Source organism: Actinomycetospora callitridis, assembly GCF_028737265.1.
Taxonomy (GTDB): Bacteria; Actinomycetota; Actinomycetes; order Mycobacteriales; family Pseudonocardiaceae; genus Actinomycetospora; species Actinomycetospora callitridis.
In genome coordinates, this window is the sequence record NZ_JAQZAK010000002.1 from 164,988 (window position 1) to 186,577 (window position 21,590).

Annotated in this window: 17 protein-coding genes; 7 read left to right on the plus strand and 10 right to left on the minus strand. The window is 76.1% G+C overall.

Features of this window, described 5'->3' with window-relative positions; genetic code table 11:
• Positions 1-5 precede the first annotated feature (5 nt).
• Positions 6-4,013: a glycosyltransferase gene (locus PH191_RS06725; protein ID WP_274193854.1), complete on the minus strand. Its 4,008-nt coding sequence runs from the start codon at positions 4,011-4,013 to the stop codon at positions 6-8.
• Positions 4,014-4,493: 480 nt separating this feature from the next.
• Between PH191_RS06725 and PH191_RS06730 the strand changes: the two genes are divergently transcribed.
• A complete protein-coding gene (locus PH191_RS06730) occupies positions 4,494-6,203 on the plus strand; it encodes a sensor histidine kinase (RefSeq protein ID WP_274193855.1) in 1,710 nt (569 codons plus the stop codon).
• On the opposite strand, the gene PH191_RS06735 is transcribed toward PH191_RS06730, so the two are convergent.
• The gene (locus tag PH191_RS06735; protein ID WP_274193856.1) at positions 6,167-6,874 is read right to left on the minus strand and encodes a response regulator transcription factor; all 708 of its coding nucleotides are present in this window, start codon (positions 6,872-6,874) and stop codon (positions 6,167-6,169) included. The two genes, PH191_RS06730 and PH191_RS06735, sit on opposite strands and share 37 nt — an antisense overlap.
• A gap of 122 nt (positions 6,875-6,996) precedes the next feature.
• On the opposite strand from PH191_RS06735, the gene PH191_RS06740 reads away from it, so the two are divergent.
• Positions 6,997-8,445 carry a cation:dicarboxylate symporter family transporter gene (locus tag PH191_RS06740; protein ID WP_274193857.1) on the plus strand — a complete coding sequence of 483 codons (1,449 nt, stop codon included), beginning with the start codon at positions 6,997-6,999 and terminating at the stop codon, positions 8,443-8,445.
• A gap of 153 nt (positions 8,446-8,598) precedes the next feature.
• Here PH191_RS06740 and moeZ read toward each other — a convergent pair whose 3' ends face one another.
• The 3 genes from moeZ to PH191_RS06755 form a co-directional block, all read right to left on the minus strand.
• Positions 8,599-9,774 carry an adenylyltransferase/sulfurtransferase MoeZ gene (gene moeZ, locus PH191_RS06745; RefSeq protein ID WP_274193858.1) on the minus strand — a complete coding sequence of 392 codons (1,176 nt, stop codon included), beginning with the start codon at positions 9,772-9,774 and terminating at the stop codon, positions 8,599-8,601.
• Between the two features lie 99 nt (positions 9,775-9,873).
• A complete protein-coding gene (locus PH191_RS06750; protein WP_274193859.1) occupies positions 9,874-10,917 on the minus strand; it encodes a DUF3152 domain-containing protein in 1,044 nt (347 codons plus the stop codon).
• Complete coding sequence (locus tag PH191_RS06755) at positions 10,914-12,032, minus strand: alpha/beta fold hydrolase (protein ID WP_420791786.1); 1,119 nt, start codon at positions 12,030-12,032, stop codon at positions 10,914-10,916. The genes PH191_RS06750 and PH191_RS06755 overlap by 4 nt, the downstream gene beginning before the upstream one ends.
• Positions 12,033-12,285: 253 nt before the next feature.
• On the opposite strand from PH191_RS06755, the gene PH191_RS06760 reads away from it, so the two are divergent.
• Positions 12,286-12,870, plus strand: a complete 585-nt coding sequence (locus PH191_RS06760; protein WP_274193861.1) for a TetR/AcrR family transcriptional regulator — start codon at positions 12,286-12,288, stop codon at positions 12,868-12,870.
• Between the two features lie 50 nt (positions 12,871-12,920).
• Here PH191_RS06760 and PH191_RS06765 read toward each other — a convergent pair whose 3' ends face one another.
• Positions 12,921-13,151: a DUF3107 domain-containing protein gene (locus PH191_RS06765; RefSeq protein ID WP_274194678.1), complete on the minus strand. Its 231-nt coding sequence runs from the start codon at positions 13,149-13,151 to the stop codon at positions 12,921-12,923.
• Positions 13,152-13,220: 69 nt separating this feature from the next.
• Complete coding sequence (locus PH191_RS06770) at positions 13,221-13,970, minus strand: ferritin-like fold-containing protein (protein WP_274193862.1); 750 nt, start codon at positions 13,968-13,970, stop codon at positions 13,221-13,223.
• Positions 13,971-14,242: 272 nt separating this feature from the next.
• On the opposite strand from PH191_RS06770, the gene PH191_RS06775 reads away from it, so the two are divergent.
• The 4 genes from PH191_RS06775 (at position 14,243) to PH191_RS06790 (ending at position 19,314) form a co-directional block, all read left to right on the plus strand.
• A complete protein-coding gene (locus PH191_RS06775) occupies positions 14,243-16,039 on the plus strand; it encodes a DEAD/DEAH box helicase (RefSeq protein WP_274193863.1) in 1,797 nt (598 codons plus the stop codon).
• A gap of 12 nt (positions 16,040-16,051) precedes the next feature.
• Positions 16,052-17,404, plus strand: a complete 1,353-nt coding sequence (locus PH191_RS06780; RefSeq protein WP_476293560.1) for an Rv3212 family protein — start codon at positions 16,052-16,054, stop codon at positions 17,402-17,404.
• A gap of 75 nt (positions 17,405-17,479) precedes the next feature.
• The gene (locus PH191_RS06785; protein ID WP_274193865.1) at positions 17,480-18,484 is read left to right on the plus strand and encodes an alpha/beta fold hydrolase; all 1,005 of its coding nucleotides are present in this window, start codon (positions 17,480-17,482) and stop codon (positions 18,482-18,484) included.
• Entirely contained in the window at positions 18,484-19,314 is an 831-nt protein-coding gene (locus tag PH191_RS06790) for an oxygenase MpaB family protein (protein WP_274193866.1), read from the plus strand. The genes PH191_RS06785 and PH191_RS06790 overlap by 1 nt, the downstream gene beginning before the upstream one ends.
• A gap of 1 nt (position 19,315) precedes the next feature.
• Here the strand turns inward: PH191_RS06790 and PH191_RS06795 are convergent, their stop codons facing one another.
• From PH191_RS06795 to PH191_RS06805, 3 genes are read right to left on the minus strand one after another with little or no spacing between them, the layout of a single operon-like run.
• Positions 19,316-19,840 (minus strand): hypothetical protein, encoded by a 525-nt coding sequence (locus PH191_RS06795; protein WP_274193867.1) that lies wholly within the window; start codon positions 19,838-19,840, stop codon positions 19,316-19,318.
• Positions 19,837-20,691, minus strand: a complete 855-nt coding sequence (locus PH191_RS06800) for a RecB family exonuclease (RefSeq protein ID WP_274193868.1) — start codon at positions 20,689-20,691, stop codon at positions 19,837-19,839. The genes PH191_RS06795 and PH191_RS06800 overlap by 4 nt, the downstream gene beginning before the upstream one ends.
• 11 nt (positions 20,692-20,702) lie before the next feature.
• Positions 20,703-21,578: a PHP domain-containing protein gene (locus tag PH191_RS06805; RefSeq protein ID WP_274193869.1), complete on the minus strand. Its 876-nt coding sequence runs from the start codon at positions 21,576-21,578 to the stop codon at positions 20,703-20,705.
• Positions 21,579-21,590: the final 12 nt, after the last annotated feature.

Sequence of the window (21,590 nt, forward strand, 5' to 3'; positions counted from 1 at the left end):
GACGGTCAGCGTCGCGGCGTCGGGTCGTCGCCACGCCGGCTGTGCCGGCCGGGACGTCCGCCCGGCCGGTCCGCCGTCGCCGCATCCCCCGCCGCATCCCGGAACGACAGCACCGGGTCGTGGCCCCGGGGACGGCTCGGCACGACCCCGGTCGCCGCCTCGGGCGTGCGGGACGGCCGGGGCGGGGTGGGAGAGGGCAGCGGGGGCGGCGGGGCCGGCACGGGGACGGGCACGCCGGCACCCGCCGACGTGCGCGGCACCGGGGTGTAGCGACCGGTGCCCGGGCCGGCGGAGCCGGCAGCGCCCCGCGCCCCCACCGGGACCGGCACGCCGGTGGGCGGGGACGACGGCACGGGACGGCGCGCGCCGCCGGTCGGGACCGGAGCACCTCGCGGCGCCGGTCGCGACGACGGCGCGGGCGCCCCGCGAGGCGCGGGGGCGGAGGACGGGCGGGGCTGGTCGGCGACGGGCTGTCCGGGACGCGGCTGGTCGGCCCCGGTCTGGCCTGGGCGGGGCAGGACCGCGGCGACGCGGTCGGCGTGCCCCGAGGGTGGTGCGGCCCCGACGACCCGGCCGACGAGGGCGCGCAGCGACCCCTGCGACAGCGCCGACGTGACCCCGTTCTCGACGTCGTTGGGGATCACCGGCGGGCGGGGGCCCGCGGCGGCACGACGGGCCGGGCGGCGGGCCCCGCCGCCGCTGTTCGGCAGCAGCGAGAGCGACCGTCCCGCGGCGAGGTCCTCGACCCAGCCGAACGCGAGCACGCTGACGACGACCAGGACGACGGCGATCGCGAAGTGCTGGCCCTCGGACTCCCAGCCGAGGACGTCGCCGATCGAGGGCGAGACCGCGATGGCCACGTTGTGCCACAGGTAGATCGTGATCGCCCGGGCGTTGACGACGGTGACCAGGCGCCCGAGCAGCGGCACCCGCTCCAGCCACGCGACCGCCGGGTTGAACCGCAGCACGAGCAGCACCGCGCCGAACGAGACCAGGGCCTGGGCGAACGGGATGTCGTTGAGGTCGATGCCGATGTCGCCGGCGGGGTGGGTGAACGCCCAGGCCAGGCCGCCCGCGACGAGCACCGCCGCGCCGCCCCAGGCCAGCAGGACGGGCAGCTTGCGCAGCGTGCCGTCGCGGTGGGCGAAGCCGAGCATCCAGCACGCGGCGAACGTGGCGCCGTCGACGAGCACGGGGCCGATCGCCCCCCACTCGCCCATCGGCGACCCGAGCACCGCGTCGAGGCCGACGACGAGCAGCGGCACCGACAGCGCCAGCAGCGGGCGCCGCCGGAACACCCACAGCATCAGGGGCGTGAGCAGCACGAACCACAGGTAGGCGCGGATGTACCAGAGGCCGACGACCGCGTCGGAGCCCCAGTCGCTGCCCGGCGGGTCGACCAGCGGGAAGACCCAGTAGAGGAGGTCCGACCACACGAGCGGCGACGTCACCGAGCCGTCGGCGTCCTGCCCGGCCCAGCCGTGCCACAGCATGAGGGGCACGGCGAGCAGGCCGAAGAACCACAGCGGGGGCAGCAGGCGGCGCAGCCGGTGACCGATGACGTCGAGGGCCTCGCCGCGGCGCAGCGACTGCACCATGAGCGACCCGCCGAGGGCGAACATGACGCCCATCGACGGGAACACCATGCTCATCCAGCCGTCGCCGAAGGCGTGGTAGGTCACGACGCGGATCAGCGCGACGGCGCGCAGGAGGTCGAGCCACCGTTCGCGGCCACCGCCGGTGCGCGGGGCGCGCGTCGCGGCGGGTTCCGCGGGCTCGGCGTCCGGCGCCGGTCCGCGCACGGCCGCCGGGGCGGGCAGGCGGTCGGCCGCGGGACGCGAGCGCCCGTCGTCTCCGAGCCGCGTGTCCGATCGCGCCGGGGCCGGGGCCGCGGGCGCGAGGTGCTCGGCGACGGCCCCGGTGCGCTGCAGCTTCTGCCAGCGCACGCCCGCGCCGGTGAGCGCGCTGATCACGGCCTGGACCAGCACCACGTACATGAGCTGGCGGTACATGATCTGTTGCACCGGCAGGGCCCAGAGCGGCCCGAGCGGCTCGCCGTCCATCCGGAACGCGAGCACGCCGGCGATCAGCTGCAGCAGCAGCATCGAGCCCCAGAGCAGCAGCGCCACCGCCGGGTCGCCGAAGAGCAGCCCGTAGACGAACAGCAGGTCGACCAGCGGCGCCGCCAGCGGCAGCGCGACGTGGAAGATCCCGATGTGGGCGAGCCCGAGGCGCCCCATGCGGCCCGACGCGCCGCGTTCGCGCAGCGCACGGCGGTGCTTCCAGAGCGCCTGCATGGTCCCGTAGCTCCAGCGGAACCGCTGGCGCCACAGCTGGCCCGCCGAGACCGGGGCCTCGGTCCAGGCCAGCGCACGCTCGGCGTACACGACGCGCCAGCCCGCGCGCCCGAGCGCGATCGTGAGGTCGGTGTCCTCGGCGAGGGTGTCCGAGGAGAGCCCGCCGACCTCCTGCACCGCCTCGCGGCGGAACGCGCCCGCCGCGCCGGGGATCGTGGAGATCGAGCCCCAGGTGTCCTGCACGCGCCGGTCGACGTTGAAGCCGACGACGTACTCGAGGTGCTGCATCCGCGGGATCAGGCGGTCGCGGTCGGCGATCTTGACGTTGCCGGCGACCGCGCCGATCGCGGGGTCGGCGAACGGCGCCACGAGCTGCGCCACCGTGTCCGGCTGGAAGATCGTGTCGCCGTCGATCATGACGATGAGGTCGTGCTTCGCGGCCGCCACGCCCCGGTTGAGCGCCTCGGACTTGCCGGCGTTGGCCTGGCGCACGACGCGCACCCGGGGCAGGGCGAGGTCCTCGAGCAGGTCGGCGGTGCCGTCGGTGGAGCCGTCGTCGACCACCACGACCTCGAGGGGATGGTCGTTCGCGAGGATCGAGCGGACGGTCGCCTCGATGTTCTCGGACTCGTTGTAGGCGGGCACGACCACCGACACGGGGTCCGTCACCGGCTCGCCCCACGAGAACGACGGGTCGCGACGACGCTTCGCGTGCCGGCGGGCCACCACCAGCATCACGGCCAGCCGTGCGATCACCAGGCCGCCGACGCCGATCAGCGCGACCTTCATCAGGGTCACGACGCCCTGCGCGACGCCGACCGTGGCCAGCAGGCCCTGCCCGACCATCCGGTCGCGGGACGGCGCGGGCTGCCCGTGGGGGCCGAGGCCCGCAGCGTCGCTGACGGTGGCGAACCGGTAGCCCTGGGCCTGCAGCTGCGGGATCAGGCGGTCGAGGGCGGCGACGGTCTGCGCGCGGTCGCCGCCGGCGTCGTGCAGGAGCACCGTCGCGCCCGCACCGTTCTGCGGCGTCGCGTTGCGGACGATCGCGTCGACGCCGGGACGCTGCCAGTCCTCGCCGTCGACGTCGGTGAGCACCGTGACGTAGCCCTGGCGGCCGGCGGCGAGCACGGTGCCGTACCCCGGGTCGTCGAGGGCGTCCGAGGTCGACGAGAACGGCGGGCGCACGAGGTGGGTCGAGACGCCGGTCGCGCCGGCGATCGCCAGCTCGGTGTCGGCGATCTCGCGGTCGCGGCGCAGCTCGGACACACCGGCGAGGTCGGGGTGCGTGAAGGTGTGGACGCCGATCTCGGAGCCCGACGCGACGACCCGCTGGGCCATGTCGGGGTGCCGGGCGACCATCGAGCCGACGACGAAGAACGTGCCGGGCACCCGGTGGCGCGCGAGCACCTCGAGGATCTCCGGGGTCCAGACCGGATCGGGGCCGTCGTCGAACGTCAGGGCGACGGTGCGGTCGGGCAGCCGGCCCGAGCGCACCGGGTCCGTGCGGGCGTCGATGATCGGGCCGCCGGCGCTGATCGCCGCCGGCACGCTCTCGTGCCCCTCGGGCGCGCGGGCGTGGGCGTCGTTGCCGATGCCGGAGCTCACCAGGCCCGAGACCGTGAGCACGGTGAGCACCATCAGGACGAGGACGCCGGTCATCGTCCAGATGCCCCACCGGCGTCGCGAGGCCGCCGACCGCATGCGCCTGTTCGTCACGATGCGTCACACCCTCCCGCCCGACCGCGCCGCGACCGTGTCCTGACCGTCACCTCGTCGTGCACAGGACGATATCCGGAGCGCTCGATCGGTCACGCCGCGTGGGACTGTTCCGGCCCCGTTTCCCGCCGCTTCCGTGCCCTTCCGTGTCGCCCTGTCCCCCGGTGTCCGGTTCTCCGGAGCGCCCGCGGAGCCGCGTCGGCACGCGCGACGGCGTTCCCCCGCTGAGCAGGGCACCGAGCGCCACACGGGCCCGTGGGGCACCCGCGCGGTCCGCTCCGTCACGGACGTCCGATCCGCCCGGCTCCGCGGGCCCGTGCACGAGCGCCGGGACCGCGGACGGGCCGGCGGGACGGTGGCGCTGTGTGATCATCCGGACCTGTCGGGGCGTCGCTCGCACCCGTCGCTCTCCGCAACCGGGACCGTCCCCCGGACCGGACCACGCTTGCGCGCGCGGCCCCGGGGCGCGACGGTCGGCCGGTGAGCGCCCCGTCGACCGAGCCCCCGGACACCCGGGGCCGCGGGGGCTCGCGGCTGGTGCGCCGGCTGCTCGTGCTGGAGATCGTCACCGTCGTGCTCACCGCCGTGATCGCGGGCGGGGTGAGCGCGTGGAGCACCCGAGAGACGATCGAGCGCGACGCCGTCGACAAGGTCCTCGCGGTGTCCGTGGCGCTCGCCGCGTCGCCGGGGCTCGCGGACGCGGTGGTGGCCCGGGACGTCCCGCGCATCCAGGCCGCGGCGGAGGCGACGCGCGCCGGCACCGGCGTCTCGTTCGTCACCGTCATGGACCCGGCCGGCACCCGCCTGAGCCACCCCGAGCCGGCACGGATCGGCGAGACCTACCAGGGCACGTTCCTGCCCGCCGCCGGCGGCGCGACGCTCGTGGAGACGTTCCCCGGGACGCTCGGGCTGTCGGTGCGGGCGATCGTGCCGGTGCTCGGGGCGGACGGCATCGTCGTCGGGATGGTCGCAGCCGGTCAGCTGCGGGTGCAGGTGGCCGACCGCATCGCCCGGGAGCTCGCGGTGCTCGCGCTGGCGGCCGCGGTGGCGATCGCGCTGGGGGTGGGGCTCGCCTGGCTGGCGGCGCGCCGGGTCAAGCGCGACACCCTGGGCCTCGAGCCGCACGAGATCACCGCCCTGCACCGCCACCACGAGGCCGTGATGGCCGCGATGCGCGAGGGCCTGCTGGTGCTCGACGCGGACTCCGGGCGGGTCGTGGTGCTCAACGCCGAGGCCGCCCGGCTGCTGGGCCTGCCCGCCACGCTCGCGCCCTCGCGCGCCGCCGGGCCGACGCTCGACGAGCTCGGCGTCGACCCCGCCCTGCGCGAACGGCTCGCCGACCGCTCCCCCGTCACCGACGAGACGATGCTCGTGGGCGAGCGGCTGCTGCTGGTCAACCGCGCCGAGGTGGCCGGGCCGGCGCCCGACCTGGTCGTGACCCTTCGGGACCGCACCGAGCTGGAGGCGATGACGCGCGAGCTCGACGACGCCCGCTCGGTGACCCGCGCGCTGCGCTTCGCCGCCCACGAGCACGCGAACCACCTGCAGGCGGTGTCGACGCTCATCGAGCTCGGCGCCCAGGACGACGCCCGCGACCTGGCCCAGCGCTGGACCCGCGACCTCCTCGACGCCGGGGACGGGGCCGGCGACGGGGACCTGCGCGACCGTCTCGCGGACCCCGCGCTCGCGGCGCTCGTGCTGGACAAGGCCACCGACGCCCGCGACCGGGGGCTCGCGCTGCGCATCGGGGAGGGCACCGCGCTCGCCGCGGCCGACACCGGGGACGACCAGGCCTCGACCGACCGCGTCACCGTCGTCGGCAACCTCCTCGACAACGCCCTGGACGCCGCGCTCGAGAGCGCCCACGACGGGCGGGGCGGCGGCGTGGTGGAGCTCGACCTGCACGTCGAGGACGGGGCGGTCGTCGTCCGGGTCGCCGACGACGGGCCGGGCCTCGCCGATCCGGAGGCGGCGTTCACGCCGGGCTGGTCCACCAAGCACGCCGAGGAAGGACGCCGAGACGGGCGCGGCCTCGGCCTCGCCCTCGTGCGCCGCGTCGTGGACCGGCGCGGCGGGAGCGTCGAGGTCGGGGCGGGCGAGGACGGCCGCGGCACCGTGTTCACCGTGCGCCTGCCGATCAGCCCGCGGCCGGCTCAGTCGCCGGTCGACTCCCCCGCGGCCAGCCGGTAGCCGACCCCCCGGACCGTGACCACCGCGCCGGGGGCGTCGAGCTTGCCGCGCAGCGCGGCGACGTGGACCTCGAGCGAGTGCAGGCCCTGCTCCCGCCCCGGGTCGTCGGGGGCGAACCCCCAGACGTCGTCGAGCAGGTCGGCCCGGGAGACGACGGCGCCGTCGCGGCGGGCGAGGGCCGCGAGCAGGTCGAACTCCTTGCGCCGCAGCGTCACCTCGCGGCCCGAGACCTCGACGACGCGGCGCGACAGGTCGATGCGCACCGGCCCGGCCTCGATCACCGGGGCGACGACGTGCCCGGCACTGCGCCGCAGCACGGCGTCCATGCGCGCGGTGAGCTCGTCGATCGCGAAGGGCTTGACGACGTAGTCGTCGGCCCCGCTGCGCAGCCCGAGCACCCGCGCCTGCTGGTGGCCGCGGGCGGTCACGGCGATGATCGGCACCGTCGACCGGGCCCGCAGCCGGCGACACACCTCGACGCCGTCGAGGTCGGGCAGCCCCATGTCCAGCAGCACGAGGTCGGGCGGGTCGGCGGCGGCCTCGGGACCGGCGACGGCCTCGAGCGCCGCCGTGCCGGTGCCGACGGCGGACACGCGGTACCCCGCGGCCCGCAGCGCGGCCGTGAGCGCGTCGCGGACGGGCGCACTGTCCTCGACCAGCACGACCAGCACGGCCCACCCCGTTCCTCAACTCGTGCGCAACTCCGCGGCGTTCACGTCGCCGACGCCTCACACGCGCCTTAGCCTCACCTGCCAGGTGAGACGCACGCCACCCCAGGGCAGAGGAGACGACGATGTCGACGCAGGCAGCGGACGCGGGGCCCGCGCCGGGCTCCGGAGGGAGCTCCGGAGGCTCCAAGCGGCGCGGGGTCTGGACCCAGCTGTGGTTCTGGGTGGTGGTGGGCATCACGGCCGGCGTCGTGGTCGGCCTCCTCGCGCCCGACTTCGCCTCGGACCTGAAGTTCCTGCCCGACATCTTCATCCAGCTGATCAAGATGATCACGGCGCCGGTCATCTTCTGCACCGTGATCGTCGGCATCGCCTCGATCGGCAGCCTCGCCGCCGCCGGCGGGATCGCGGCGCGGGCGCTGGCGTACTTCCTGCTCATGACGCTGGTCGCGCTGGGGCTCGGGCTCCTCGTGGTCAACATCGTCAAGCCGGGCGCGGGCTTCCCGCCGATCCCGCCCGACCCCTCGACGCTCGCCGAGGCGCAGGCCGACATCGCGGAGGGCGGGAGCGAGGGCGGAGCGATCGGGTTCATCCAGGACACCCTGCTGCCCGAGAGCTTCTTCGGCCCGTTCGTCGAGAACGAGATCCTCCGCGTGCTCGTGCTGGCCATCCTCGTCGCGGCGGCCACCTCGATGCTCGCCCCCAGCCTGCGCAAGCGGGTCGTCGGCGGCATCGACCTCATCGCCAAGGTCATCTTCGGCATGATCCGCCTGATCATGTTCCTCGCGCCCCTCGCGGCGTTCGGCGGGATCGCCTACACCGTCGGCGCGCTCGGCGGCGAGAGCCTCGGCAACCTGGCCGCCCTGATGGTCACGTTCTGGGGCACGTGTCTGATCTTCGTGGTCGTCGTGCTCGGCGGGGTCTCCGCGTACTCCGGGTTCAACATCTTCAAGCTGATCCGGATGATCAAGGACGAGATCCTCATCATCGTCGGCACGTCCTCGTCGGAGACGGTGCTGCCGCGCCTGCTGGCCAAGCTCGAGTCGGCCGGGGCGTCGCGCTCGACGGTCAGCATGGTGCTGCCCACCGGGTACTCGTTCAACCTCGACGGCACGTGCATCTACCTGACGATGGCGGCGCTGTTCATCGCCCAGGCCGGCGGGCAGGACCTGCCCTGGGGCGTCCAGATCGGCCTCGTCGCGCTGATGCTGCTGACGTCCAAGGGTGCGGCGGGCGTGTCCGGCGCGGGCCTGGTGACCCTCGCGGCCTCGCTGCAGGCCTTCGGCGGCGACTTCTACACCACCGAGTCGATCGCCATCGGCATCGCGATCATCGCCGGCATCGACCGCATCATGAGCGAGGGTCGCGCGCTGACCAACGTCATCGGCAACACCGTCGCCGTCATGGTCATCTCGGGGTGGAACGGCGACCGCGACGACGAGCGCTTCCAGGCCGCGCTCGACGACCCCGAGCTGGTCCGCGACGCCATCGAGCAGGAGACCCACGGGGGCGAGGACGAGACCGACGACACCCCGGCCGACCGCACCCCGGCCACGGCGGGCGCGAGCGCCTGACCGGAGGGAGCGAGGGTCACCCCGGCTGCGCCCGACGCAGTCGGGGCGTCCTTCGCTGCGACCCCGCCACCGCGACCCCGCAGACACGAACGCGCCGTTCGCTGCTTCTATCGCAGCGAACGGCGCGTTCGTTCCGTTTCCGGGGGGCTCGCGTCAGTAGGTCGGCAGGCTCGTGTCGACCTGCTGGGCCCAGCCCGTCACGCCGCCGCCGACGTGGACGGCGTTGGAGAAGCCGGCCTTGTGCAGCGCCGAGAGGGCCTCGGCGGAGCGGACGCCCGACTTGCAGTACAGGATCGTCTGGCGGTCCTGGGGGATCTCGGCGAACGCCTCGCCCGAGAGGATCTTGTCCTTCGGGATGAGCTTGGCACCGGGGATCTTCACGATCTCCCACTCGTGCGGCTCACGGACGTCGATGAGCTCGAACTTGTCGCCCGCGTCCATCTTCTGCTTGAGCTCGGGCGCCGTGATCGTGTTGCCGACCGCCGCCGTCTGCGCCTCGTCGGAGACGGTGCCGCAGAAGGCCTCGTAGTCGATCAGCTCGGTGATCTCCGCGGCGTTCGGGTCGCGACGGATCTTCACCTCGCGGTACTCCATGTCGAGCGCGTCGTAGATCTTCAGACGGCCGAGCAGGGTGTCGCCGATGCCGGTGATCAGCTTGATCGCCTCGGTGACCATGATCGAACCGATCGACGCGCAGAGCACGCCCAGCACGCCGCCCTCGGCGCACGACGGGACCATGCCCGGCGGCGGGGGCTCGGGGTAGAGGTGCCGGTAGTTCAGGCCCTGGCCGTTCGGCGCGTCCTCCCAGAAGACCGAGACCTGGCCCTCGAAGCGGAAGATCGAGCCCCAGACGTAGGGCTTGCCGAGCAGCACCGCCGCATCGTTGACGAGGTAGCGCGTGGCGAAGTTGTCGGTGCCGTCGAGGATCAGGTCGTAGTCGCGGAAGATGTCCAGCGCGTTCGACGAGTCCAGCGGGACCTCGTGGAGGTTCACCGTGACGAGCGGGTTGATCTCGGCGACCGACTCCTCGGCCGACTGCGCCTTCGGCTTGCCGATGTCGGACTGCCCGTGGATCACCTGGCGCTGCAGGTTCGACTCGTCGACGACGTCGAAGTCGACGACACCGAGCGTGCCCACGCCCGCCGCGGCCAGGTAGAGCAGCGCCGGGCTGCCCAGGCCGCCCGCACCGACGACGAGCACCTTGGCGTTCTTCAGGCGCTTCTGACCCTCGACGCCGACGTCGGGGATGATCAGGTGGCGGCTGTACCGGGCGACCTCGTCCTTGGTCAGCTCCGCGGCCGGCTCCACCAGGGGCGGCAGGGATGCCATGACGGCCCTCAACTCCTGTCGGTTCGATGCTCACGTCCTCACGACGCACAACCGTCGCGGCCCCCGGGATTGTTCCTGACCGGCGGTGCCGCCGACGGTTCAGCCGGCGGGGGCGACGGCGCCCTGCGGGTACGGCCACGCGTTGGGCTGGCACGTCTTCCCGTCCCGCGGGATCTGCGTGCCCTGCGGGTTCTCCTCGGTGAGCTGCGCGAGGTAGTCGTTCGCCGTCCCGAAGCTCTGCTGCATCATCACCGGCGCCAGGGCCCCGTTGACGGGGCAGGGCACGTGCGGGTTGTTGAAGACGTGCCCGACCTCGTGGTTGATCGCGTACTGGCGGTACAGCCCGAGCTGCCCGTCGAACGCGCCGGCGCCGCGCACCCAGCGCGCGCCGTTGATGAGCACGCGCCCGATGTCGGACTTCCAGCACGACGCCTCGTACCGGATCGCGTAGCCGCACTGACCGCGCGCGGTCATCTGCGCCGACAGGCTGACGCGGAAGTCCGGGTCGCCGGTGTCGACGCGCCGCACGGCGATCTGGCCCGAGCCGACCCAGCTCCGCGGGTCGGTGAGCGTCGCGTCGACGGCGGTGGCGAAGGCCTGGTCGCCCTCGGGGAGGACGGCGCCGTCCTCGACCTCGACGGTGTACGTGTAGACGCGCCCCGTGCCGGCCTGGGGCGTGGTGCCCGGGATGACGTGCCACGTGCCGGAGCCCGTCACCGGGAACGCGCCCCCCGCGGGCAGCTCCGCGGTGGGGATGTCGACGTTCTGCCCGGCGCCGGGCGGGGCCTCGCCCACCACCGGCGCGGCCGTCGGCGGCGCGAGCAGCGGCGAGGCCGATCCGGCGTCGCCGTCGGGGGACACGGCCTCGACGACGGCGAGCACGGTGAGCACCACGAGCGCCGGGACCACCCACGTCCGCCAGGAGCGCAGCACCGAGGTCGCCGGGCCGCTGCGGGCGCGTCCACGCGACGGAGCGCGTCCGGAGCGGCTCCCGGCTCCCGCGCGCTCGCGGACCGCGGTGGCCGCGGGGCCCTCCGCACGGCCTCCGCGCGCGCCGCGACCGTCACCCGGGTACGGGAGGTCGGGCGAGGAGTCGGCGGACGCGTCCTCCCCGCCGGCAGGGCGCCGCGCCGGCCGGGTCACGCGGGAACTGTCCCACACGGGGTCGGGCCGGACCGCTCGACGCCCGCGCGGACGAGATCGTCATCTGTCCGGGTGGCGGACCGGGTGGCCGCAGGTCCCGCCGCCGGCCACGACCCGTCCGCGGCGCCGTCGACCAGCCCGAGCACGGCCCTCGCGACGATCTCGGGGCGCTCGATCTGGGCGACGTGGCCCACACCGGACAGGCGCAGCAGGCGCCCCGCGGGCAGCGTCGCGGCGGTGCGGGCGGCGCGTCCCACGCCGACGAGACGGTCGAGCTCGCCCCACACCACCAGCGTCGGCGCCGTGACCTGCGCGGCGGCGGCCCACAGCGAGCGGGACCGCGGCGCGAACCACGTGCCCACCAGCCCCAGGAACGAGCGGTGCAGCGCCTCGGGCGCCCACGCGAGCTCCGCGCGCTCCTCTGCCTCCGCGGCGGCCATGGCGAAGGCGTGCGGGCCGACCGCCTCCGGGTCGGCGTGGCAGAGCGCCATGGTGTGGGCGAGCCGGTCGCGGGGCGTGCGGGCCGCCTGCTCGGCCCGGGCGCGTCCACCGAGCAGGGGCAGCAGCGCGAGCGCCGCACGCCTGCCGCCGAGGCGCGAGGGCAACGGGCGCAGGTCGGGCACGGCCGGGCTGACGAGGGTCAGCGTGCGCACCAGGTCGGGACGTGCGGCGGCGACGAGCAGCGACACCGCACCGCCGAGCGAGTTGCCGAGCAGGTGCACGGGCCCGCAACCCTGCCGGTGGAGGTCCTCGAGATAGGCGACGACGGTGTCCGCGTGCGCCGCAGGCCGGTAGTCGCCCGTCGACGGCGGGCGCGTGCGCCCGAAGCCGGGCAGGTCGACGGCGTACCCGTGGCAGCGGCCCGAGAGGGCGGCGGCGAGCTCGGTCCAGTTGTTCGACGAGCCCCCGAGGCCGTGGACGTAGACCGCGGTCTCGCCCGTCCCGGGCCCCGGCGTCTCGCGGACGTGCAGCGTCACCCCGCCGGCCTCGACCTCGCGCCCCGGCCAGTACGGCGTCGGCGCCGCGGGGGTGCCGATCGGGGCGAGCGCGGCGGGGTCGGCGAGGGGGACCGGTCCGGTGGACGGCACGGAGCGGCGGACGATCACGCACACCATCATGCGGTGTCCCCGCGGCGACGTCACGGTGACCCGCACGTGAACGGCGGACGACCGGCGCCGCTCGCCTGCCGGGTCCTGGTGCGTCGACCGCGTGGCGCAACGCCACACGATCGTCACCCGATGGGTAGGGTCGTGCCTTCGGGGCGGCCGACACTCACGAGCCGCCGACGCGGTCGAGCGGGGGACTGGGATGAACGGGCGCGCGAGCCTTCCGGGGGCGAGTCCCGGGTCCGCCGCGGGCCGCCCGCGCATGACGCGCTCCGCGCGCCGTGCCCAGCTGCTCGACGCCGCCCGGGAGGTGTTCGGCGCCCACGGCTACCACGCCGCGGCGATGGACGAGATCGCCGAGCGCGCCGGGGTCAGCAAGCCGGTGCTCTACCAGCACTTCCCCGGCAAGCTCGACCTCTACCGCGCCCTGGTGCAGGGCGCCGCGGACGACATGGTGCGCACGGTGCGCGCCGCGATCCGCTCGACCACCGACAACAAGGCGCGCGTCCAGGCGACCATCCAGGCCTACTTCGACGTCGTCTCGTCGCGCGACGGCGCGATGCGCCTGGTGTTCGAGACCGACACGCGGGCGACGCCCGAGATCGCCGGGCTCGTGGACCGCGCGACGTCGGACTGCATCGACGCGGTCACCGAGGCCGTCACCAACGACGCGGGCCTCGAGCCCGAGCGCGCCCGCCTGCTCGCCGTCGGGCTGGTGGGCCTGTCCACCACCGCCGCGCGCTACTGGCTCGACGCCGGCCTGCAGCCGCCCCGCGAGGACGCGATCACGCTGATGTCCCAGCTCGCCTGGCGCGGCATCGGCGGCTTCCCCCGCCAGGAGGGATAGCGGCCGAGAGGGGTGATCGTCGGGGCGCTGGCGCCCCGACGACCCCCTGACTAGCTCCCTACACCGAATCCCACGCGACGGCCCTCCGACGGCGCGATCTCCACGTAGGCGATCCGGGCCGCGGGGATGACGTACCGGCGGCCCTTGTCGTCGGAGAGCACGAGGGTGCCGCCGGTCGAGGCGAGCGCCTCGTCGACGAGCCCCTGCACCTCGTCGGGCGTCTGGTCGCTCGCGACCACCAGCTCGCGCGGGCTCTCCGCCACGCCGATCTTGACCTCCACGCGTTCCTCCACCTCGGACGTCATTGGTGCCCGCGCGAGGCTAGTCCACCGGCGGGCCGGGGGTCGGTCCTACAGCCCGAGCGCGTGCAGCCGCTTCGAGTGGCGCGACTTCAGCGCCTTGAACACCACCTGGCGCGACGTCCCGCCGAGCAGCGCCGTCGCCGCCTCGGGGTGCGCGTCGAGCACCTCGGCGGCCGCGGCGAGGGTCTCCCCGAGCAGTCGGCGGCCCCAGAGGGCCAGGTGGCCGCGGGTCTGCTCGTCGGCGACGAGGTCGACGACGGCGTGCTCCGCGAATGCGTCGAACCCGCTCTCGCCCGCGGCCTCGCGGCCGGCGTCCGGGCCCCGCAGGAGCTCCGCGACGGCCTCGTCGCCCCCCTCCGCGTCGTCCGGGACCGCGCCCGTCGTGGCGACCAGGTCGACGGCGAGCGTGCGGGTCACGTACGCGCCGACGAGGGCCTCGCCCCAGTTCCGCGGGGCGGTCCGGGCCGCGAACGCGTCGAGGACGGCCGCGAACGGCGCCATGGCCGCGACGAGGTCCACGCCCCGGTCGGTCAGGTGGGCACGCACGCGCTCGACGTGCGCCATCTCCGCGGCCGCGAGGGCGGCCATCTCGGCGCGCCCGGTGAGGTCGGGGGCGAGTGCGGCGTCGGCCGCGAGGCGGGTGAAGGCGGTCAGCGCGCCGTACGCGACGGCTCCGAGCAGGTCGACGGGTGGGGCGGCGGGGGCGCTGTCGGGGGCGCTCCCGGGAGCACCGCCGGGGGTGCTGTCGGCAGCCCCCGTGGCGGTGGTGGCGGGGCGGCCGCGCTCGGGCTCGGTCACGGCGCTCCACCCTAGGGCCCGGTGCCCGGGACCGGCGGTGACGCGGGCCTCCCGGGGCGGCGGGTAGCATGGGTGCGTCCCGCGGTGGCACGCACCGTCGCCGACCTCCCGGTCGCCGTCATGTCCCGCGGAACGCACCCGAGCGTGCGGGCGCCTCAGCCGGCTCTCCCGCGTCCGGTGACGTGGGGTCACGCTCCGACGATGGAGCGGGCCCGTGCACCACCCCGTGCACCGTCGCCGCCCCGACGTGGTCGAGCCAGCCGGCCCGCCTCGTGCGCACGAGCCGCGAGGAAGGCAGACCCCTGACCACCGTCACGACCGACACCCGATCCGAGTCCGAAGGCCACGGCGCCGACGAGGAGCCGGCCGTCGAGCCGCTCAAGGCCGACGCGCCCGTCGCCGAGGACTCCCCCACCTTCGCCGAGCTCGGCGTCGACCCCGCGATCGTCGCGGCCCTCGGCCGCGCCGGGATCGTGCGCACGTTCGCCATCCAGGAGCTCACGCTGCCGCTGGCGCTCGCCGGCGACGACCTCATCGGCCAGGCGCGCACCGGCACCGGCAAGACCCTCGGCTTCGGCGTCCCGCTGCTGCAGCGCTTCGGCCGCCCCACCGAGGACGGCACCCCGCGCGTCCTGGTGGTCGTCCCCACCCGCGAGCTGTGCGTGCAGGTCGCCAAGGACATCGAGGCCGCGGGCGCCGACCTCGGCACCCGCGTCCTCTCGATCTACGGCGGGCGCCCCTACGAGAGCCAGATCGCAGCGCTGCAGCGCGGCGTCGACCTGGTGGTCGGCACCCCGGGCCGCCTGCTCGACCTCGCCCAGCAGGGACACCTGGTGCTGGCGAAGATCGGCGGGCTGGTGCTCGACGAGGCCGACGAGATGCTCGACCTGGGCTTCCTGCCCGACGTCGAGCGCATCCTCGGCATGCTGCCCGACCAGCGCCAGACGATGCTGTTCTCGGCCACCATGCCGGGGCCGATCATCACGCTGTCGCGCACGTTCCTGACGCAGCCGACGCACATCCGCGCCGAGCAGGTCGACTCCTCGGCCATCGGCGAGAAGACCGCGCAGTTCGTCTACCGCGCCCACGCGCTCGACAAGGTCGAGATGCTGGCCCGCACGCTGCAGGCCACCGACCGCGGCCCGACGATGGTGTTCACGCGCACCAAGCGCACCGCGAGCAAGGTCTCCGAGGAGCTCGCCGAGCGCGGCTTCGCCGTCGGCGCCGTCCACGGCGACCTCGGGCAGGGCGCCCGCGAGCACGCGCTCAAGGCGTTCCGCGACGGCCGGATCAACGTGCTGGTCTGCACCGACGTCGCCGCGCGCGGCATCGACGTCACCGGCGTCACGCACGTCATCAACTACCAGTGCCCGGACGACGCCAAGACCTACATCCACCGCATCGGCCGCACCGGTCGCGCCGGCCTCACGGGCATCGCGGTGACGCTGGTCGACTGGGACGACCTCCCCAAGTGGAAGCTCATCTCGGACGACCTGGCGCTCGGCGCGCCCGAGCCGCCGGAGACGTACTCGAACTCGCCGCACCTCTACGCCGACATGGGCATCCCCGAGGGTGCGACCGGGCGCGTCGCCCGTCGTCGTCGCCCCGCCGAGGAGGAGGCCGAGGACGGCCCGAAGCGTGAGACGCGCGAGAGCGCCGGCGGGCGTGAGCGTTCCGCAGGCCGGTCGCGCGGGCGTCCCCGCGGCGGTGAGGGCGGCGACGCCAGCCGCGGCACCGGCGAGGACGCCGAGGGCAGCGAGGAGCAAGGCCCCGGGCGGGGCGGGCGCCGCTCACGGTCGCGCACCCGCCGCCGTGCCGGCGAGGTCGTCGCGGGGTCCGAGGGCGGCGAGGGCACCGAGGGCGCAGCCCCGGCCGAGGCCACCACCGACACCGACGGCGGCACCGTGGGCGACGCCGTCTCCGAACGCCCCGAGGAGGCGTCGGACGGAGACCGTCCGCGCCGCCGGCGCCGTCGCGGTGGCCGGGGCTCCGGCTCCCGCTCCGGTGGCGGCTCGGGTGCCGAGGAGACCGCGAACGAGTCGGCGTCCGCCGCCGCCACCAGCGAGTAGGCCCGGCGCGCGGTGAGCTCGCCGACGTCGTCGCGGACGTCAGGGCCGGCATCCGGTCCCACGGCCGACCGGGCGGATCCTCCGGACCCGCCCGGTCGACGCCGGCTGCCCCCGCCCGAGCGGCGGCGTCGCGGCGACCTGGTGGCCGTCGCGTTCCTGGCGGTCGCGGCCGTCGTCGGCACGCTGCTCGTCCTGGCGTCCGGCGACGCCGGCGACACCGAGGCCCGCGTGGCCCCGGTGCCGCTCGCGCCGGCGCCCGACGGGCCGGTGCCGACCGCGCTCACCGAGGCGTGGCGTGCGGAGAGCCCGGCGACCCCGGCACCGCTCGCCATCGGTCCGGCCGTCATCACCGCCGGCCCCGACGGCGTCGCCGGTCTCGACCCGGCGACGGGCCGCGAGGCGTGGCGCTACTCCCGCCCCGAGGCGCCCTGCACCGTCGGATCGGGCTTCGGCGACGTGCTCGCGGTGTTCCGCACCGACGGCGCCCTGGGCACCTGGTGCTCCGACGTCGCCGCCCTCGACCCGGCGAACGGGGCGCGCGGGCCGTCCCGCAACGCCGACCTGCGCGAGGGCACCCGCCTGCTCGCCGACCGGGACCACGTCACCGGCACGGGCGCCGACCACGTTGAGACCTGGCGCTCGGACCTGGTGCTGACCACCGAGGTCGGCCGCGTCGCGACGCCCGTCCAGCCCCCCGACGCCCAGCCGCGGGCCGGGTGCACCAACGGCTCGATCGCGGTCGGCGGCGGCACCGTCGGCATGATCCAGCGCTGTCCCGGCGACGACTCCGACCGCCTGACCGTGGTCGACGCCGACCCCTCGAGCTCCGAGAAGCCCGAGGAGCGCTCCAGCACGCTGCTCGGCGTGCGCGGCGCCCGGCTCGTCGCGCTCACCGACCAGCGCGCCGCCTGGGCCGCGCCGGACGGCACCCTGCACGTCGTCGGCACCTCGCCCGACACCGCCGACCTCGCCGGCACGGTCGACGTGCTGGGCCCGGCCGCGGGGCCCACCACCGACCCGCCGGACCTGGCCGCGACCGTCCGCCCCGTCGGGACGGTGCTGCTCTGGTGGACCGGCACCGCCACGGTCGCGCTCGACTCCGGGGACCTGCGTCCGCGGTGGACCGTGCCCGGGGCGCTCGGTGCGGGTGCGGCCTGGCCGGGCAGCGCGCCGGCCGCCGTCGCCCTCGTGCCCGTCCCCGACGGCCTGGCCGTGCTCGACGCGGCCACCGGGGCCCCGCGCGGCCCGACGATCCCGGTCGCCCGCGGGCTGCCGGCCGGCACGCCGGTCGCGGTGGCCGCCACGGGCACCACGGTGGTCGAGCTGCGCGGCTCCACGGTCGTCGCGCTGCGCCCACCGGGCTGAGGAGGCCGGACGGGCGGGCCCGATGGGGTCGGCGACACGCCCCGGACCGGGCCGGGATGCGGCAGAGTGACGTGGGTGGGCCGCCCCGAGACCCCTGACACCGCCCGGCCGGTCGGCGCCGCGGCGGACGGGGTCGCGTCCCCCGCACCGGCCCGTCCGCCCGACGCCTCCCCGGCGCTGCCCCCCGCCCGCGGGAGGGCCCAGCGCCACCCGCACGGGGCCCGCACGGTCACCGTCGACTCCGCGCTCGGGCCGCTGACGGCCTGGCGGGCCGACGCGGACGAGTCCGCCGCGGTCGAGGGCCCGCCCGCGACGGCCGTGCTGCTGCCCGGGTACTCGGGCTCGAAGGAGGACTTCGCGCCCCTGGTCGACGCGATCGCCGAGGCCGGTATCGGGGTGCTGGCCCTCGACCTGCCGGGTCAGTACGAGTCGCCCGGCCCCGACACCGAGGCCGACTACCGCCCGGGTGCGCTCGGACCGGTGGTGGCCGGGGTGGTCGCCGACGAGGCCGCGGCCGAGCGACGGGTGCTGCTGCTCGGGCACTCCTTCGGCGGGCTCGTCGCGCGGGCGACCGTGCTGGCCGGGGCGCCGGTGCACGGCCTGACCCTCATGGACTCCGGGCCCGGCGAGCTGCCGATGGGCGGGCGCCGCACCCAGCTCGACGTGCTCGAGCCCGTCCTGCGCCGCCGCGGCATCGACGCGGTCGTGGCGCTGCGCGACGCGTCGGGTGAGTGGTCGTCGACCGATCCCGAGGTCGTGGCCCTGCTGCGCGAGCGCCTGCGCCGCTCGGCGGTCGCCGGGCTGCTCGGCATGGGCGACGCGCTGCGCTCCGAGCCCGACCGCACCGCCGAGCTCGTCGCCGCCGTGCGGGCCCGGCGGGTGCCGTGCCTGATCGTCTGCGGGGTCGACGACGACGCCTGGCCGGTGAGCATGCAGCGCACGATGGCCGATCGCCTCGAGGCCGAGTTCGCGAGCATCCCCCACGCCGCGCACGCCCCGAACGTCGAGAACCCGACCGCCCTGCTCGACGTCCTCGTCCCCACGTGGCGGACCTGGCTGCGGGACGACATGCTCGGGTAGTGCGCTCCGACGACGGCTACTTCGGTCCCGGCAGCGTCACCTGGCGCGTGCTCGCCGACCCGGCCGCGGGCCCCGGCGGCATCTCGTCGCTGTTCATGCAGGCCCTGCACCCGCTCGCGATGGCGGGCGTCGAGCAGCACTCCGACTTCCACGACGCCTTCTGGCCGCGGCTGCAGCGCACCGCGGAGTACGTCATGACGGTGACGTTCGCCGACCGCGCGAAGGTCGACGGGGCCGCCGCCCGGGTGCGCGCCGCGCACGAGTGGGTCCGGGGCACCGACCCGGTGACCGGCCGCCCCTACGCCGCCGGCGACCCCGACCTGCTGCGCTGGGTGCACGTCACCGAGGTCAGCTCGTTCCTCGAGGCGGTGCGCCGCGCCGGCGCCCCGATCAGCGACGCCGAGGCCGACGAGTACTACCGCGAGCAGGTCGTCGCGGCGCAGCTGCTCGGGGCGGTCGACGTCCCCGCGAGCTGCGCGGACGTGGCCGACTACGTCGCCGACGTCCGCCGCACCGACCTGGTCGCGTCGTCCACCAGCCGCGCCGCCGCGCTGCGCCTGCTCGTGCCGCCGATGTCGCTGCGCACGACGCTCACCACCCCGGCCCGTCCGGCCTGGACCGCGCTCGCGGCCCTCGGTTTCGCCCTCCAGCCGCGCTGGGCGCGCAGCCTGCACGGCGTCCCCACCCTGCTGACCACCGACCTCGCCGCGACGCTGACCCTGCGCGCCCTGCGCACCGCCGTCCTCCGCCTGCCCGAGGACTGGCGCCGCGGACCGGTCGCGCGCGAGGCGCTGGCCCGTGAGCGCGAGGCACTCTCGGAAGCGTCCTGAGTCAGGCCCACCAGGTGGTGGACAGCACCACCAGGAGGATCACCGGGACCGCCGCCGCGGCGACGAGGGCGGGCCCGGACGGCGTGCGTCGGTGGGCGGCGACGGCCGTGGCGCCGATCGCGAGCACGGCGGCGACGACGTGCCCGGCGACGGTGTCGGCACCCGCTCCCGGGCCGCCGAGGAGGTAGGGCGCCGCGATGACCGCGAGCGCGAGCACCACGAGGCCGCCCGCGAGGACCCGGGCGACGGCGACCAGGCGACGGCGGGGCCGGGCGAGCCGGTCGCGGCGGTAGGCGCGCGGCATGCCGCTGGTGGGGAAACCCCCGGTGCCCGGGAACCCCGACGGCGGGGTGGGGCGCCCGGTCGGGCGGGGTCGGGGCGCGCCGCCACCCGGCGTCTGCCCGGCCGCGGTGCGTCCGTGCGGCGGTGTGGGGTCGTCGTGCGGTGCCCAGGCCTGGGGCGGCGTGGGGCGCCAGGGGCCCCACGCGTCGTCGGGGTCCGGCTCGGGCGCGGCGGCGCGGCTCACGGCGCGAGCCCCGCCCACGCCGGCTCGGCCGGGGCGGCGGCGCGGCCCTCGGGGCAGTGGCGGCGCACGTCGCACGAGCCGCAGCGGGGACCCGGTGCGGGTGGGAAGAGGCTCTCGGCGAGGCGCGGGTCCTCGTCGAGGGCGTCGGCGGCGGCGCCGAGGGCGACGGCCCCGGCCTCGGCGCGGGCCCGGTGCGCGGCCAGGGACTCCTCGTCGTGGTCGACGCCCGCGACGGTGCCGCTCGGCAGGTGGTGCAGCTCGACGCGGTGGCACGGGCGCCGCAGGGTCCGGCGGGCGGCGAGCACGTAGAGGGCCAGCGCCGGCGACCGGCGAGCGTCGTCGGCGTCGGGCACCCGCCGGCCGGTCTTGTAGTCGACGACGACGACGTCGCCGTCGCGCTCGTCGAGGCGGTCCGCCCAGCCCTCGGCCACCATCGCCCCGACCGGCGCGCTGAGCCAGCGTTCGAGGCCGACGGTCTCCCCCATCGGCTCCGGGGCGCCGGCGACGGCGTGGCGCTCGACGTAGTCGGCGACCCACGTGCGGGCGCGCTCGCGGTGGGTGGCGGCCTGGGCGTCGTCGCGGAACCCCTCGGAGGACCACTGCCGGTCGACCTCGGCCGCCGCGCGGGCGGGGCTGCGCCGGGCGGGCGTCGCGCTGTACACCGCCTGCAGGGCGTTGTGCACGACGGCGCCGAGCGTGCTCGCCGCCCGGGGACCGCCGCGCGGGAGCGGGGGACGATCCAGGTAGGTCAGGCGGTACCGCCGCCGGCAGTCCTCCCAGGTGGCGAGGCGCGACGGGGTCACGCGCACCAGGCGGGCGGGCATGCCCTCCAGACCCAGCTGCATGCTCATCGCCGTCCACCCTAGGTGGCGGGGACTGCTCCGCCCGCGAGGACCTCGACGCCCGCCGCCCGTGCCACGAGCGCCTCGAACTCCGCCGGCGCCGTCGTCTCCACCGCGATCGGCGTCGTCTTGTTCGTCCCGTGGTAATCGCTCGAGCCGGTGACCAGCAGGCCCGTCTCCGCGGCCACCTCGCGCAGGGTCGCGCGATCGTCGTCGACGTGGTCGGGGTGGTCGACCTCGACGCCGTCGAGCCCCTCGCGGGCCAGGTCGCGGAGCACGGAGGCCTCCACGACGTCCCCGCGCTTGCGCGCGAACGGGTGCGCGAACACCGCCACGCCCCCGGCGGCGCGGATCATCGCGACGGCCTCGGCGATCGGGGTGTTGTACTTCTCGACGTAGTACGGGCCGCCCTTGCGCAGGATCTCCCGGAACGCCTCGGAGACCGAGCCCACGACCCCGGCCTCGACGAGGGCCTGCCCGATGTGGGGCCGGCCGGCGGGCGAGTCGGCGGGCAGCCGGGCGAGCAGCGCCTCGCCGTCGATCGGTAGCCCGCCCGCGGCCATGCGCTCCCCCATCGCCCGGAGGCGGTCGCGCCGCGAGTTCCGCACCCGCTCCTGCTCGGCGACGATCGCGGCGTCCTCGGGGTCGAACAGGTAGCCCAGCAGGTGGGCGGTGACCTCCCCGCCCCGCCCGTCCGGGCTCACGGTGGAGAACTCGGCGCCGCGGACCAGCGTCATGCCCGACGGCCGCGCGGCGGCGGCCTCGGCCCAGCCGGCGGTGGTGTCGTGGTCGGTCAGCGCCAGCACCGTGACGCCCGCGGCGGCGGCCGTCGCCACCAGCTCGGTGGGGGTCTCGGTGCCGTCGGAGACCGTGGAGTGGGTGTGGAGGTCGATCAAGGCAGCACGCCG